The 14,508-nt window shown below is 42.7% G+C and carries 17 protein-coding genes; 4 read left to right on the top strand and 13 right to left on the bottom strand.

What is annotated here, in order from left to right:
- Window positions 1-58: 58 nt before the first annotated feature.
- The 10 genes from uspE to ccoN all read right to left on the bottom strand — a co-directional run bounded on the left by uspE (window position 59) and on the right by ccoN (window position 9,183).
- Window positions 59-991, bottom strand: coding sequence for a universal stress protein UspE (gene uspE, locus BW947_RS16255; protein ID WP_076501492.1), 933 nt, complete (start codon window positions 989-991; stop codon window positions 59-61).
- A gap of 172 nt (window positions 992-1,163) precedes the next feature.
- On the bottom strand, window positions 1,164-1,916 hold the full coding sequence (etrA, locus tag BW947_RS16250; RefSeq protein WP_076501490.1) for an electron transport transcriptional regulator EtrA: 753 nt from the start codon (window positions 1,914-1,916) through the stop codon (window positions 1,164-1,166).
- Window positions 1,917-1,971: 55 nt separating this feature from the next.
- Entirely contained in the window at window positions 1,972-2,664 is a 693-nt protein-coding gene (locus BW947_RS16245) for a sulfite exporter TauE/SafE family protein (RefSeq protein ID WP_076501487.1), read from the bottom strand.
- Window positions 2,661-2,900: a cbb3-type cytochrome oxidase assembly protein CcoS gene (gene ccoS, locus BW947_RS16240; protein ID WP_076501485.1), complete on the bottom strand. Its 240-nt coding sequence runs from the start codon at window positions 2,898-2,900 to the stop codon at window positions 2,661-2,663. Before ccoS ends, BW947_RS16245 begins: the two co-directional genes overlap by 4 nt.
- 39 nt (window positions 2,901-2,939) lie before the next feature.
- Window positions 2,940-5,339, bottom strand: a complete 2,400-nt coding sequence (locus BW947_RS16235; RefSeq protein WP_076501483.1) for a heavy metal translocating P-type ATPase — start codon at window positions 5,337-5,339, stop codon at window positions 2,940-2,942.
- Between the two features lie 22 nt (window positions 5,340-5,361).
- A complete protein-coding gene (locus BW947_RS16230; protein WP_076501481.1) occupies window positions 5,362-5,841 on the bottom strand; it encodes a FixH family protein in 480 nt (159 codons plus the stop codon).
- Window positions 5,842-5,950: 109 nt separating this feature from the next.
- A complete protein-coding gene (ccoP, locus tag BW947_RS16225; protein ID WP_076501480.1) occupies window positions 5,951-6,919 on the bottom strand; it encodes a cytochrome-c oxidase, cbb3-type subunit III in 969 nt (322 codons plus the stop codon).
- Window positions 6,919-7,095, bottom strand: a complete 177-nt coding sequence (locus BW947_RS16220; protein ID WP_076501478.1) for a cbb3-type cytochrome oxidase subunit 3 — start codon at window positions 7,093-7,095, stop codon at window positions 6,919-6,921. The genes ccoP and BW947_RS16220 overlap by 1 nt, the downstream gene beginning before the upstream one ends.
- 11 nt (window positions 7,096-7,106) lie before the next feature.
- A complete protein-coding gene (gene ccoO, locus BW947_RS16215) occupies window positions 7,107-7,733 on the bottom strand; it encodes a cytochrome-c oxidase, cbb3-type subunit II (protein WP_076501475.1) in 627 nt (208 codons plus the stop codon).
- A gap of 13 nt (window positions 7,734-7,746) precedes the next feature.
- A complete protein-coding gene (gene ccoN, locus BW947_RS16210) occupies window positions 7,747-9,183 on the bottom strand; it encodes a cytochrome-c oxidase, cbb3-type subunit I (RefSeq protein WP_076501473.1) in 1,437 nt (478 codons plus the stop codon).
- Between the two features lie 265 nt (window positions 9,184-9,448).
- Here ccoN and BW947_RS16205 point away from each other — a divergent pair, with 265 nt between their 5' ends.
- The 3 genes from BW947_RS16205 to BW947_RS16195 all read left to right on the top strand — a co-directional run bounded on the left by BW947_RS16205 (window position 9,449) and on the right by BW947_RS16195 (window position 11,736).
- Window positions 9,449-9,895, top strand: a complete 447-nt coding sequence (locus tag BW947_RS16205; protein WP_076501471.1) for a hypothetical protein — start codon at window positions 9,449-9,451, stop codon at window positions 9,893-9,895.
- 268 nt (window positions 9,896-10,163) lie between these two features.
- Window positions 10,164-10,382 carry a hypothetical protein gene (locus BW947_RS18935; RefSeq protein ID WP_076501468.1) on the top strand — a complete coding sequence of 73 codons (219 nt, stop codon included), beginning with the start codon at window positions 10,164-10,166 and terminating at the stop codon, window positions 10,380-10,382.
- Window positions 10,383-10,443: 61 nt separating this feature from the next.
- Complete coding sequence (locus BW947_RS16195; protein ID WP_076501466.1) at window positions 10,444-11,736, top strand: tyrosine-type recombinase/integrase; 1,293 nt, start codon at window positions 10,444-10,446, stop codon at window positions 11,734-11,736.
- A 370-nt stretch (window positions 11,737-12,106) separates the two neighbouring features.
- Here BW947_RS16195 and BW947_RS16190 read toward each other — a convergent pair whose 3' ends face one another.
- From BW947_RS16190 to BW947_RS16180, 3 genes are all read right to left on the bottom strand, one after another.
- Complete coding sequence (locus BW947_RS16190; protein ID WP_076501464.1) at window positions 12,107-12,325, bottom strand: hypothetical protein; 219 nt, start codon at window positions 12,323-12,325, stop codon at window positions 12,107-12,109.
- Window positions 12,326-12,328: 3 nt separating this feature from the next.
- Window positions 12,329-12,553 carry a hypothetical protein gene (locus BW947_RS16185; protein ID WP_076501462.1) on the bottom strand — a complete coding sequence of 75 codons (225 nt, stop codon included), beginning with the start codon at window positions 12,551-12,553 and terminating at the stop codon, window positions 12,329-12,331.
- Between the two features lie 385 nt (window positions 12,554-12,938).
- Window positions 12,939-13,142 carry a hypothetical protein gene (locus BW947_RS16180; protein WP_076501459.1) on the bottom strand — a complete coding sequence of 68 codons (204 nt, stop codon included), beginning with the start codon at window positions 13,140-13,142 and terminating at the stop codon, window positions 12,939-12,941.
- 135 nt (window positions 13,143-13,277) lie between these two features.
- On the opposite strand from BW947_RS16180, the gene BW947_RS16175 reads away from it, so the two are divergent.
- On the top strand, window positions 13,278-14,508 hold a 1,231-nt coding region (locus BW947_RS16175; protein WP_208606978.1), incomplete at its 3' end, for a replication endonuclease.

The following is a 14,508-nucleotide window of genomic DNA, read 5'->3' as shown; positions in this document are numbered from 1 at the left end:
AGTTTCAGGGCGCGTATTATTCCAGCTATCTTGCCAGTGGTAAAGAGCCGTGTATCGCTTAGGTTACATCTAATGGCGATTTATAGCCGTCGGGTTTAATGGCAAGTAAATCACAGTTGATACTGTCGATAACATGCTCAGCGGTGTTACCAATCAGCGCGGCTGAAAATCCAGTACGCCCGACTGTGCCTAAAATCACTAATTCAGCATCAAGTTGTTCGGCAAGCTCAGGGATCACATCCTCAGGTAAACCTTCTTTAACATGGCAATGGCTGGGGTCAATACCATAGGCATTGGCAAGGTAGCTTACGCGCTGCTCATGTTGCATACGAATAGTTTCATTATAAGATTGAGCATCAAAATCAGGTAATTCAATAGCTAAGTTAACTGGAGTGCCAGGATAACCATTGACTAAATACACTTCTGCCGAGAATTTAAGCGCTAAATCTTTAGCATGTTCGATGATTTTGCCGTTAAGCATTTGATGGTCGCTATCTTCAGCTGCCACATTAACAGCACAGAGGATTTTCCCTGCGGCTTGCCAGTCGTGGGCTTTTACCATTAAGACTGGGACAGGGGCTTTACGCATTAAGTGCCAATCGGTTGGGGTAAATATCACCGCTTTGAGTTTATCGTGGGCATGGGTGCCTTTGACTATCAAATCGTATTTACCTGTAATGGCATGATTAATAATACTTTCGAATGGGCGATTGTGCCAAATTACTTGGGTGTCAATATTGAGTTGCAGATGGGTGTAGGCGCTTAGTAAATCGTTGATCCAAGCTAGGCGTTGATCTATGACACCTTGGCGCATCGATTCACGCTCTTGATTTGACAAAATTGATGTCATTTCGTAGGAGAAATCGAAAATAGAAAGAAACACAGTGACTTGAGCGTTACTTTTACTGGCTAAGGTGACCGCTCTTGCAAGAGCAACTTGCTCTTCAGTGGTAGGGTCAACCACAACCAGTATTTTTTGATAATCCTTCATGGTATGTTCCTTTCATCATAGGCTCAGTATCATCATAAGCCTTTGGCAATTAACCGTATTGTTTTAGATCAAATGCAACCTAAACTCACTTTAATATCGCGACTTACTTTATTTTTGTCTAGTTCATAGCGCCATAACCTGATTCATTGAACCATCAATTCCCATTCATCAACTATGTTGCAATTCTCGAATTTCCCGCTAATTGATTGAGTTCCAACGTATCAAGAATCGTTATATATTTACCATTAACTTCGATTAAACCCGCTTTTTGGAAGCGACCAAGCAAACGGCTGATAGTCTCAACGGTTAAACCAAGGTAGTTGCCAATGTCACCGCGGGTCATCGTCAGCCGGAATTCTTTATGGGAAAAGCCACGGCTACCAAAGCGATTGGCGAGGTTACTGATAAATGCCGCTAGGCGTTCTTCGGCATTTTTTTTACTCAACAACAAAATCATTTCTTGATCGCTCATGATTTCATTACTCATTAGGCGCATGATTTGCTGGCGTAATTTAGGCATAGCACCTGACAGCTCGTCGAGGATATTGTAAGGGATTTCACAAACCATTGATGTTTCAAGTGCTTGTGCAAAGCTCTGATGTTGTTGGGCGTGGATCCCGTCAAAACCAATTACATCACCAGCAAGGTGGAAACCGGTAATTTGTTCATCGCCTTGTTCGGTAATGGTATAACTTTTGATGGTGCCAGAGCGGATAGCAAACAGCGATTTTAGTATATCGCCTGATTTAAAAATTTGTTCACCTTTTTGGATTGGCTTTTTACGCTCAATAATATCATCGAGCTGATCTAGCTCACTCGCATTAAGGGTAAAGGGAATGCATAGGCTACCCATACTGCAATCGTGACAATGAATTGTGCATCCGCTAGCGGCGGGACGACGATTTTTATTTTGATCGATTGTCATGTTGATTCTCAAGTTTTTACACTGCAACCATGTTAAACCAATTCACTCACTTGGGCTAGTTCAGCTGTGCGAGAGCAATATATAAAGTTTGTCCGCCAAAGGCTATTAACAACAAGCCGCTCAATAATCTAACGGTTTTCTGTTGTACCCATGTAGCGAGCCGTTTTGCTGCCACGCCCGCGCTTAATAGAGCTGGTAATGTGCCTAAACCGAAGGCCAACATAATTAAGGCGCCTTGACTGGCTGAGCCAGAAGCCACTGACCAAGTTAAGGTGCTATAAACTAAACCGCAGGGAAGCCAGCCCCAAATAAACCCAGCCATAACAGCTTGGCGACGATTTTGAATGGGGACAAGACGTTGGGCTATGGGTTTTAAATATCGCCATAGCCACTGTCCAACCCGTTCAATTTGCACAATACCGACCCAAATTTTGGCGATATATAGACCAGTGGCTATCATCATCAGCCCCGCAATTATGCGCAGTATAATAAGGTAGATATCGAGCTCGAATAAATGCCCCAGTGCTGCCGATGATGCGCCAACGAAAGCGCCTGCCAAGGTGTAGCTTAAAATACGGCCGAGATTATAACTCAGTAGGTAGTTGAGTTGATGCGCCAACAAATTACCTGATTTAGGATGCGGTATTTGGGCTGAGAACGCGCCAACTAAACCGCCACACATGCCAAAACAATGCGCTGCGCCCATTAGGCCGACTAAAAAGGCGCCAGGAATATTGTACTCAATCAAAGTGGCATGCCTTTTTGCTGATCCTTTATTGCTTGCTGTGTTGGGTCATCCAGTTGTGCAGACAACGGCGCTACAGGTGTATGACCGGGTTTTTCCGCATTTTCGTCAAACAATATAGAAACACTTTGGCGGTCAAGATCGTCAAATTGTTCGGATTTTACCGCCCAAAAAAACACCATAATAGCGATAGCAACAAAGATCATGGCAATGGGGATAAGTACATAAATAATTTCCATAATGACTTTTTACTCTTTTGGTTAAGCGTTTTATGATAATTACACTTTGACGCGCAACAACCTCAGGCTATTAGCGACCACAATCAAAGAACTCGTCGACATACCAATTGCAGCGATATAAGGCACCACGTGGCCAGTTACGGCTAAGGGTAAAATCAGGGCATTGTAACCCAGTGCCCAAGCCAGATTCTGTTTAATAATTCGCGTGGTCAATTTTGCTATAGCGACGGCTTGGGTGAAACGGGATAGATGATCGCCCAGTAAAATCAGATCGGCACTGTTTTTAGCGATAGCACTGCCACTACCCATCGCGACGGATAAGTCAGCCCCCGCCAGCACTGGGGCATCATTGATACCATCGCCAAACATGGCCACACGAGTGTGTTGTTGTAATTGGGTCACTAGGGCAAGTTTACCCGCAGGCGTTAAGCCGCTATGCACATCTTCAATACCCAGTTCTTTTGCTAACTGATGTACGTGGCCAGAATTATCACCGCTGGCAATACTGATATGGCAACCTTGCTGCTTTAATATCTCAACTGTGGTTTTACTGTCTTGGCGAATATTGTCTTTAATTTCAAAGCTTGCTAGCACTTCAAGTTGCTCATTACATAAACGGGCTAACCAAATTCTTTGTATTGGGTCGAGACTATCTACATTGGCACCAGTATATATGGCGTTTCCTATTAAGTATTCAGTCCCATCGATACTGCCTCGCACGCCAAAACCCACTTCATGGTGAATATGTTCAGCAACCATCGCGTTATCGGCAAACTCAGCAAATGCCGCCGCAATAGGATGACGAGAGCCAGCCTCAAGTGCGGCGCAAATCGCCAATGCTTGAGTTTGAGTGATATCAGCCATGCAGTGTATTTGCCCAATCGAGAGCGTACCACAGGTGAGGGTACCCGTTTTATCAAAGACAACATGTTTGATCAATGGCAGTTTTTCAAATACCCCCGCTTTACGGGTAATGATCCCAAGGCGGGTAAAAAGGGCGGTCGCGCAGGTGACTGCAGTCGGTGTTGCTAGGGCTAAGGCGCAAGGGCAAGTGGCAACCAATACCGATAATGTCACCCAAAAAGCATCTTCTGGCGCAATTTGATGCCAAACCAGATACGTTATAGCTGCAATGGTAAGAATAGTGCCTGAGAAATAGCGGGATAGTTTGTCGGCTAATAAGGCAATTGCAGGTTTAGTATTGGATGCCAGTTCCTGTAAACGAATAATCTCCGCGACGAGTTGATCCTGCCCCAATGCGGTAATTTTAACCTTAATCGGTTGGTCAACGTTGATTGTGCCTGCGTATACCTGACTATCGCGCTGTTTTTCAATCGGCATTTGCTCGCCAGTGAGCATAGCTTCGTTGATGCTCGTATGGCCTTCAATCACCACGCCATCAGCGGCAACGATTTCCCCTGGTTTCACTAAAATGACATCATTTAAGCGTAATTTTTTAGCTGGGATTTCGTCTTGACCATTCTCGGTGACTAAGTGCGCGGTGAGTGGTACTAATTTATGTAAGTTACTGGAACTGACCGAGGCTTTTTGTCTGGCTTTTTGCTCGAAGTAACGCCCGAGCAATAGGAAAAAAGTGAACATAGAAACTGATTCAAAATACACTTCACCCGTGCCATTAATCGTGGCAAAGCAGCTGGCAATGTAGGCACCACCTATGGCAATGGAGACCGAAACATCCATATTAAGCTTGCCGCTGAACAGGGTACGAATGGCACTAAAATAGAAGGGTTGCGCAGAATAAAGCACCACGGGGGTCGCGAAAATCATACTCACCCAGCGAAAGTAATCTCGATATTGCACGTCTAAATCAGTGAAATAGCCAGTATAAAGGGCGAGGGCGAACATCATCACTTGCATAGTCGCAAAGCCAGCGAGCCCTAAACGCAGTAAAAACTTACGGCTATTAAGCTTATTGTTGATCTCTTGTTCATCAACTTGATAAGGCGCAGCTTGGTAACCAATACGGCTAATTTGTCCGAGAATATCACTGAGTTTTAGCGTGCGTTTATCCCAACTAATCATCGCCCTTTGGGTGGTCGAGTTGACGAGCACTTGCACTATGCCATTAAGCTGTTTGACTTTATGCTCAATCAACCAAGCGCAGGCGGCGCAAGTGATGCCGTCGATGGAGAGCGACACGGACTCGATATTATCCTCTGAATGGACAAAGTCTTGCTGTACTTCAGGTAAGTCATAGGCGCTAAACTGAGTTAAAGTTTCGGGGACAAGGGCATTTTGCTTGCTACCAGGCTCGGTACGAAACTTGTAGTAGCTAAGTAAGCCCGCATCGACGATGGCTTGAGAAACCGCCTGACAGCCAGGGCAACACATGAGTTCATCACGTTCGTTAATGCGAGTCACAAACTGCTGGCCCGTAAGCACGGGCTCTTGGCAGTGAAAACAACTTGGGTGTGTCATAACAATATTTATTCAACCACAATCAGTTTAGCCACAGTTGGACATGATCTTTTAATTGAACGCGCTGGTGAATGCGCCACTTACCATCATAACTTTCAAGACGTACTTCCCAGGGGCCCGTCAGTGTTGCTGGTACAGTAATACGGTACACATTACTGGCATCGGCCGTTGCAGTGAGTTTGATGTCTCTGTCGGCAAGCGTGGGATGGTAGAACTCGACTTTTAAAGCCGCCTGATACGCAGGACCACCGTGTTGGGTCAGTAACAGATCATTACCGTTTTGTTCGAGTGAAAAATTCATGCCTATTTGTTTGGCATATTTCACTTTGCTTAAATCCATGTTGATGGCTTTGCCTTGTTTATAATAATCTTCGGCAACCAGAGAGTCTGAATTATCAAGGGCTATTTTAAAGGTTGTCAGGCTTGCAATAACGGCACACAAAGGTAGGAAAATTAAGAACCAAGGCCAGAACTGCTTATACCAGGCTTGTTGTTCGTTCATGTCAGTTACCCATTATAGAAATTTGTACTATTTTACCGTTAAACATCGGTTATAGCACTTTAAAAAAAAGGCCTCGAAGTTTCGAGGCCTTAGCGTTACTTATATGTAATTACTTGTTTGACAAGCTATAAACATAAGCGGTGATCACGTGAACTTTCTCTTCGCCGAGAACGTCTTTCCATGCCGGCATCACACCAGCACGACCATGCTTAATGGTTTCTTCGATCACGCCGCGGCTACCGCCATATAACCAAACATCGTCAGTTAAATTAGGAGCACCCATGAACTTATTGCCTTTAGCGTCCATACCATGACACGCAAAACAACCTTTCATGAATGAGCCTTGACCTTGAGCGGCAAGAGTCTCGTCATGCTCACGGCCAGACAGCTTAACAACGTATTCAGCTAAACCTGCAATCTCGCTATCATCAATCGGCAAACCACCTTTAGGCGGCATCATGCCATGACGACCACTCATAATCGTGGTTTTAATCGTGGCTAATTCACCACCATATAACCAGTCACTATCAGTGAGATTAGGGAAGCCTTTGCTACCACGTGCATCAGAGCCATGGCACTGAGCACAGTTTTGCAGGAACAAACGGCCGCCCACTTTCAATGCTTCTGGGTTTTTCACTAATTCTTCTAGTGGAGTTGCCAAGTAAGCCGCGAAGATTGGGCCATATTTTTCATCAGCGTGTTTTACTTCTTGGTCATACTGAACATAACGGCCTTCTTTTGCTGCAAGTTCAATTGCTGCAGCAGAATCGGCTTTAATGCCTTGCTCAGTACCAATACTTTGGTTAGAACTCGTCCAGCCTAATAGGCCTTTGTAGTTACCTAAACCAGGAAATAAAGCGAGATAAATCAAACCAAACACGATAGTGATGTAGAACATATAACTCCACCATTTTGGCAGTGGGTTATTGAGTTCTTCAATACCGTCGAAACTGTGTCCCATCGACTCGCCTTCTTTTACGCCAGTGGTGTTCTTAGAACACGCACGTAGTAATAGAAAACAACCCGCGATCACAACTAACGACAGTACGCTAATCCAAACACTCCAGAAGCTACTCATCACTTATTCTCTCCTGAGTCCTTCGATTCCTTGCTAATTTCCTCATCAGAAAATACAAGGTTAGCTGCTTCTTCAAATGATTTTTGACGACGCGAGCTATATGCCCAAGCAAATACACCGATGAAGGTCAGCATCACAATAATGGTTAAGATGCCTTGTAATGTGCCGTAATCCATATATTGCCTCCTTATTTGAGTGCGTGACCCAAAGACTGAAGATATGCAATCAAGGCTTCCAGTTCTGTCTTACCTGCAACAGCTTTCTGTGCGCCAGCTACTTCTTCATCGGTATAAAGATCATTACCCTTGTAACCGCCTTTATGCATGTTACGTAGAATAGTCATCTTAGCGCCCGTCAGTTCGCCGTCTAACTTGTTTTCGGCTAACCATGGGAACCCAGGCATGTTCGATTGAGGCACTACAGCACGAGGATCCATTAAGTGAACTTCATGCCATTTATCGCTGTAACGACCGCCAACACGTGCCAAATCTGGACCTGTACGCTTAGAACCCCATAGGAATGGATGGTCCCAAACAGACTCACCAGCGACAGAATAATGACCATAACGTTCAGTTTCAGCCCGTAAAGGACGGATCATTTGGCTATGGCAATTACTGCAGCCCTCGCGCACATATAGATCGCGACCTTCAATTTGCAGGGCAGTATAGGGGATTAATCCTTCAACTGGCTCAGTGGTGTCCTTTTGGAAAATCAACGGTGTGATTTCCACAAGGCTACCGAAGCTGATAGCGATAACAGTAAAAATCGCCAGCAAACCGATGTTTTTTTCGACTATCTCATGATTAAATTTCATCGAGTTTGCTCCTTTAAGCCGCTGTGGGTTCAGCCAATGCTGGCAATGAATCTTTAGAGGCTTTCACTGTACGAATCACGTTATATGCCATGATCAGCATACCGGTAAGGAATAAACAACCACCGAGGAAACGCACAAAGTAGAAAGGATAAGAAGCTTCTAGGCTTTCAACAAAGCTATAAGTCAAAGTGCCGTCAGCATTCACTGCGCGCCACATTAAGCCTTGCATAACACCTGAAATCCACATAGATACGATGTAAAGCACAGTACCAATTGTTGCTAACCAGAAATGAACATTGATTAACTTGACGCTGTACATACGACCGTGGCCAAATAGCACAGGGATCAGATGGTACAAAGAACCAATAGACACCATTGCAACCCAGCCTAGCGCGCCTGAGTGAACGTGACCAATAGTCCAATCTGTATAATGTGATAGTGCGTTAACGGTTTTAATTGCCATCATTGGGCCTTCGAAGGTAGACATACCATAGAAAGACAAAGAGACAACTAAGAAACGTAAAATAGGATCGGTACGCAGTTTATGCCAAGCACCAGATAAGGTCATGATACCGTTAATCATACCGCCCCAAGAAGGTGCGAATAGGATTAATGACATCACCATACCTAAAGACTGAGTCCAGTCAGGTAATGCGGTGTAATGTAAATGGTGTGGACCTGCCCAGATATACAGTGCAATCAGTGCCCAAAAGTGAACAATTGATAGACGATAAGAATAAACCGGACGACCCGCTTGCTTAGGTACGAAGTAATACATCATCCCTAAGAAGCCTGCGGTTAATAAGAAACCAACAGCATTGTGACCATACCACCACTGCACCATGGCATCGACAGCGCCACTGTATATAGAGTATGACTTAAACAAGCTAACAGGTACTGCCATTGAGTTAACAATATGAAGTACTGCTACGGTAAGGATAAACCCACCGAAGAACCAGTTTGCCACATAAATATGTGAGGTGGTGCGCTTAACAATCGTGCCAAAGAATACCGTAGCATAAGATATCCAGACGATAGCAATTGCGATATCGATAGGCCACTCTAGTTCTGCGTATTCCTTACTCGATGTGTAGCCTAAAGGTAAGGTGATAATTGCCGAGATAATAATTGCTTGCCAGCCCCAAAACGTAAATGCAGCTAATTTAGGCGCAAATAGTCGGGTTTGACAGGTACGTTGTACGACATAATAGGATGTTGCAAAAAGGGCTGATGTACCGAACGCGAAGATCACCGCAGTTGTATGTAAAGGTCGCAAGCGACTATACGTTAACCAAGGTGTATCAAAGTTCAGCTGAGGCCAGATTAACTGAGCCGCAATTAATACACCGACTGACATACCAACGATACCCCACAAAACTGTGGTTAAGGCAAATTGGCGGACAATGGTGTAATTGTAATCAGCGCCTGTTGGCTGGGAATGGTTCATCATCATGCTTCCACTGCTTATTACTGATACTTTGAGTAAAGACAAGCTTTACCTGTTATAAAACGACATAAAAATCAGTTTCCCCTATTGGGGTTGCTGAGCCATGTCAATGCGTTACCTTGCATATTTTGCTCAAATACGAGGTTTTGCAATGATACTTGAGCTATGTCAAAAAAGATACCTGCTGAGGGGCGTGTAAAGTTGATCTAGATCACTCTACGCCATAGAATGCGTTCATCCTGATTAATCAAGGTGACTCTTTGTGCTAATGTCTTTGCGACTCAATTTATTGCTTTTTTTACTTACCTTCAGTCTTACTGCTTGTAACAAAGAGGCCAAACAAAGCCCTTTAAAAAGTAGTCGTGATGCGTCACTTTGTCAGTTTTCTGCAGGGGACTGTATTAAAAAAGTGGGCGATACTCAGCTTAAATTTAATCTGTCTCCCGTCAGCGCACCGAGTGAAAAACCATTAACATTGACGTTATCTTCGACGTTGCCCATAACGAACGTTAACCTTCGCTTAGAAGGGCGAGACATGTTTATGGGAATAATCCCAGTCAAAATGCAGCAATCTGATGACACGACTTATATAGGGAACTTTGTTTATGGATCATGTAGCAGTGGTTATATGGTTTGGCGCGGCTTTGTCAGTTTTAGCCTCAATGGCCAAGATCATACTGTAATAGTTGATTTTCTAGCAGATGATAATGGGTGAGTGTTAGGTGCTCTGCTGCAAAGCTTACTGGCAATAACACCTGCAATATAAGTCATTTTCATCGTGGTGTTAAACGTGGAGGTAGGGGAATAGAGTATCTAATTCAATAGGCTGTCAGTTTATTCTATTTTAAGCCGATGGAGTTAAACATTGAAAATCTGCATTATTTTTAATTAAAAAGAGGCTACAGAAGCACTCAATCTATTGTTGATAATAATTCTCATTTGTGTATTCTAATAAAAGTTAGATAATGAGTGGGAGAAGGGCGATGGCAGACCGAATTAATCTATCAATATCGGCGCATAAACTGGCAAAACTGATCCATGATGGACATCTATGTGCCGCTGATTTTACATGCTTAGATAGCCATTCTAAACAACAAGTTTGGCAGTTATGCTTAATTTGCTGCCAAAAAAGAGTGACTTGCCAACAATGTACATTTTCTGCGTGTGCTAAAATCCCGATATCTCTTGATGCCGATAAATAACATTATCGGCATTTGCGTTTAAGTATTATCATACAAGAAATCCTTATAATTCAGATGCAATATGCAACTTCCTCCAGTTATTCCATTATTTGACTCATTTGAATTCATACAAGTTGGCAATAGCATCGTTAACCAATATATCACCCAAATCAGCATGGAAAAGGTGGTGGATGCGGGCTTAGTTATTGAGCATGCCAGTGATTGGTTATTTGAGCAAAAGCACAATGAAAACAACTACAAAGCCTATCGCAGCGAGTTAACGACATTTCTGCATTGGTGTTTTGATGTTGTTTCAATGTCGCCAATAGACGTAACCCGTAAAGATATGAGCCGCTATGTTGATTACTGCCAAACGCCGCCCATAGCACTGATTGGTTATTTTAATGTGCCACAATTCAAATTGGATAAAATGTATGACGAGCGGGTTCCGAACCCGCAATGGCGACCATTTGTTGGAAAAAAATATCTAGGTCAAGCGCAACCTTATGCACTGAGTGATAATGCGTTAAAAACTAAAATGGCCATTTTGTCTTCGTTTTATTCATATCTGACAAGTGAAGAATACTGTGAGCGTAATCCGGCTCAAATCTGGCTTAATCACAGTCGGTTTTCTGCTAGTCGACAGTATCAACGGCAAAGTCATGAAGATGAAAATAGCCTCGCATTTACCGAATTACAGTGGTCGTACGTCATGGCAACCGTAACAGCACTGGCTGAGGAACTTCCTGAATTACATCAACGAAGTTTGTTTCTTATATCATTGATTTACAGTTGCTATTTACGGATTTCAGATGTATCTGCACGCGCGGGTTATTCACCAGTAATGAATCAATTTAAGCATAATCAGCAAACTGGTATTTGGAGCTTTCATATTCCGCTGAGTAAAGGAGGTAAAAAGCGTAACGTGGCCATTTCAAAGGCGTTACTTGAAGCTTTAGTTAAATATCGACAGTTTCTTGGACTAACTGATTATCCTGGGCCCAATGAAAACCATCCTTTATTTGTACGCCACAAAGCCGCTGGGCGTGGTCGAGATGTTGGCATACTCAACGCCAATTTAGGTATTCGTCATGTCCGTGATGAAATTCAAAGCATTATCAATTTGGCAGCCGACCGTATCGAAACTGATGGCTTTACACAGGACGGTGCACAAATGCGTAAACTCACAGCGCATAATATTCGGCACACCGGCATCACACACGATATCAATATTAACCGCAGACCATTATCCCATGTGCAAGCAGATGCCGGACATGAAAGCATTAACACCACATCGCAGTATTTGCATACCAGCCAAGTTGAACGACATGAAAGTGCATTTAACAAACCAATCGACCATTTAAAAGGAATATAGACATATGCATAACTCAAGTACTCATATCAACTAAAGAACAATAGCATCCTGAGTGTGTTATAAGGCAGCAGCATTGATCTCCCAACTGTTTTATTCCTTCCACAGAAAGCTGCGCACAATGTAACCTAGCGTTATGTTGAGGATTCACGGTTTGGTATAGTGCGTTAGCACCTAACCGCGAGAAGGGATGAAGGGGGTGGGCGAGGTACGAGAATCACTCGAGTTCTTTCGAGTCCGTAACATAATGCATATTGTGCGCGTCTATCAAAAACACATCCTGGCATACCTATATTGCTATCAAAACAAAAGCCAGGATGACGCCTGTTGCTATCATTATTTTGTATCGATGCTGTTAATTTGCTATCAAAAATCATTTACCGGTTATTAGTTCTGCTATCGTTTCTTTGATTAATACCATTTCTTTTTCTAGTTTCTTAATCTCACAAAAACGCTTGTTGTTTTCAATTAGATCTTTACCGTTCTCAATCATATACTCTACAGCTCCTGATTTGGTTGCTTTGCCCGTTAGCTTCATAAGCTCACCAAGTTGTTCTTCTTGTTCTTCTGTTAATCTAACTGTGATAGCCATTTTTTAAATTCCTAAATTTTCTGATAACCATTTTACTATTGTTTTTCTTGCACCCTTTGCATCGGGTTCTTTATCTAATTTTCCGTCAATCCATAGCTTACAATCGTAACTATGCCCCTTAACGGATACCTCTCTGGAGAAACGTTCCCAGTAAAACTCTATTCCTTCAAATTCAACCCAAACACACCACAAACCATTCTCTTTGTAGTTCAATTCTGATTGTTTCATATACCCGCCTTTTTGCTATCAGTTAATGTTCTTTCCATGTGTTAATGATAGCAAATTGGCAGATTAAATCAAGTAAATGATAGCATTTTTTGCAAATAAACTCACGCTTTGCTATCAATTGATGGTTAAACCATTCTATTGATGCTCGGGTATATTAAGGGATTATTAAACCGTAGGTTTGATAGAAGCGGAGCGATACTAAAACAAGTGAAGCGGGTGCTTTTTCCCGCTTTATTCCCCGCCCTGTAGACAAGCTTTTTTCTCTTAGCTTGCACAATTCTTATAGCGCTATTGCTCTCAAACGGTCGCAGACAAAACCAACTTAAAGTATTGTTTCTTAACTGAATCTATTCATTGGCTTATTTGGTTGCTGATTTAAACACTCTTATTTTTTTGGACTTTGATTGCTTTTAATCCATTCATTTAATTCCACTTTCCCAATTTCCCTCTCCAGTATCCAGTGGATGATATCTGCTTCTTTCACTACTTCTTTTGTCCCAATGGTGAGTTCTACTGCTTTATCTCTAAGTAGTTCTGCGTGAGCTTCTCTTACTCTGAATGTTGATATTAATTTAGCCATTTTTTTCATCTGCTGTTTGTCCAGTGTTTATCTTAGTTTTTTGGTTACATATCACAAGTAACTATTGACATGTAACATATCACAAGTGTATTTTGCTCATTAATGTAATTTGTAACATGTAACGGATTATCGCTAAGGTAGCTTATGTTTAGCTTTGAGAAGGGTTCTCTTTATACCAATATGACAAGGAAAGCGGCTTTGCGGCCAGTTCCTAGCGCTTTGAGTTCGTGCATGATTGGCGAGGCTTTAGAGTCGTTTTCTCGTGTTGAGCTTACTTATCAAATTTGTTTGTCATGTGGTCATGAATTTGAATCTGACAAACTTTGTGCCTGTCCTTCGTGTCACTCTAAAACTGTTTATTCCTCTGATGATTTTTCACCTGAGCCATTACCGCCAGTCTTTGAGGTTTCCGACTCTCATTCTGATTTTGTTTCGGGGATTTATAATCGTTTAGCCGCCTTTAATTTCCCTGTTCGTAACAGTGCCGAACGTGAGGTCAGCCAAACTAATTGGCGCAAACCTGTTTTTGATATTGTGCGTCGTCACGGTGATTTTGCTCCGACAATGCTTAATTCGTTTATTACCATTTGTTCCAAACAATCCTATTTAGACGGGGTTCGTGCTGTTGAGTCTGCTTCTCAACGTCTTAAATCATTGAATTTTAATGTGACAATGACTGAATCCGAGGTTAAGGAATTAGCCCGTGTTAAGTCTCAAGATTTACGTCGTCGTTTATCTACTATCACAGACAGTGAGGCGTCCTTTGAGGCTGCTCAACAGTTTCTTGCTTACTTGGGGCTTTCATTTGATGAATTGTTGATTAAACAAAAACGCGCCTCTGGTGAGCTTTTTTCTTTAGTTAATCGTGCATGTGATGAACATTGGTTAGGTCGTCAATTACGACGTCGATTTCTTCGTATTGTTGAAAATGTGGCGCGTGACTTAGGTGTTGTTCACAAGGGTAAGCAGGCTTATTGCAGTGATTATGCCCTTGTTCGCCATCGCCAACGTCAGTCTGATAATTTAGAAGTTTTGGAAAATACTATTGCCGTTGATGATGATGATCAATCAAATGCGTTTTCCTTGTCTGAACTTTCCCGTAAATCAATTTCTAATCCCGAAATCCGTCGGGCTGAAATGTTTGTCAGGTTGAAAGGATTTGAGCAGATAGCACAGGAATTGGGGCATGTTGCTGTTTTTACCACGGTAACGTCACCGTCTCGTTTTCATGCCGTTTCTAATGGCGTGTTAAACCCTAAATTTATCGCTGCTGATAGACCTATTCCTGAGGATGCACATAGGCATTTGATGGGGGTTTGGTCGAATTTTCGCAAGTCTATGGATAAGGCAGGTATTAAATTTTATGGGATGCGCA

Origin of the sequence: Shewanella morhuae (assembly GCF_900156405.1) — a bacterium.
GTDB classification, from domain to species: domain Bacteria; phylum Pseudomonadota; class Gammaproteobacteria; order Enterobacterales; family Shewanellaceae; genus Shewanella; species Shewanella morhuae.
Note: the sequence above shows the minus strand (reverse complement) of the source record. Positions and strands in the feature narration are given on the sequence as shown.

What these genes read in the sequence shown, in the direction of transcription:
- ccoS (WP_076501485.1), bottom strand. Translation starts at nt 2,900, where the DNA reads ATGGAAATTATTTATGTACTTATCCCCATTGCCATGATCTTTGTTGCT.
- BW947_RS18935 (WP_076501468.1), top strand. Translation starts at nt 10,164, where the DNA reads ATGGCAGACCGAATTAATCTATCAATATCGGCGCATAAACTGGCAAAA.
- uspE (WP_076501492.1), bottom strand. Translation starts at nt 991, where the DNA reads ATGAAGGATTATCAAAAAATACTGGTTGTGGTTGACCCTACCACTGAA.
- BW947_RS16220 (WP_076501478.1), bottom strand. Translation starts at nt 7,095, where the DNA reads ATGGATTACGGCACATTACAAGGCATCTTAACCATTATTGTGATGCTG.
- BW947_RS16180 (WP_076501459.1), bottom strand. Translation starts at nt 13,142, where the DNA reads ATGAAAAAAATGGCTAAATTAATATCAACATTCAGAGTAAGAGAAGCT.
- etrA (WP_076501490.1), bottom strand. Translation starts at nt 1,916, where the DNA reads ATGACAATCGATCAAAATAAAAATCGTCGTCCCGCCGCTAGCGGATGC.
- BW947_RS16190 (WP_076501464.1), bottom strand. Translation starts at nt 12,325, where the DNA reads ATGGCTATCACAGTTAGATTAACAGAAGAACAAGAAGAACAACTTGGT.
- ccoN (WP_076501473.1), bottom strand. Translation starts at nt 9,183, where the DNA reads ATGATGAACCATTCCCAGCCAACAGGCGCTGATTACAATTACACCATT.
- ccoP (WP_076501480.1), bottom strand. Translation starts at nt 6,919, where the DNA reads ATGAGTAGCTTCTGGAGTGTTTGGATTAGCGTACTGTCGTTAGTTGTG.
- BW947_RS16205 (WP_076501471.1), top strand. Translation starts at nt 9,449, where the DNA reads ATGTCTTTGCGACTCAATTTATTGCTTTTTTTACTTACCTTCAGTCTT.
- ccoO (WP_076501475.1), bottom strand. Translation starts at nt 7,733, where the DNA reads ATGAAATTTAATCATGAGATAGTCGAAAAAAACATCGGTTTGCTGGCG.
- BW947_RS16235 (WP_076501483.1), bottom strand. Translation starts at nt 5,339, where the DNA reads ATGACACACCCAAGTTGTTTTCACTGCCAAGAGCCCGTGCTTACGGGC.
- BW947_RS16185 (WP_076501462.1), bottom strand. Translation starts at nt 12,553, where the DNA reads ATGAAACAATCAGAATTGAACTACAAAGAGAATGGTTTGTGGTGTGTT.
- BW947_RS16230 (WP_076501481.1), bottom strand. Translation starts at nt 5,841, where the DNA reads ATGAACGAACAACAAGCCTGGTATAAGCAGTTCTGGCCTTGGTTCTTA.
- BW947_RS16195 (WP_076501466.1), top strand. Translation starts at nt 10,444, where the DNA reads ATGCAACTTCCTCCAGTTATTCCATTATTTGACTCATTTGAATTCATA.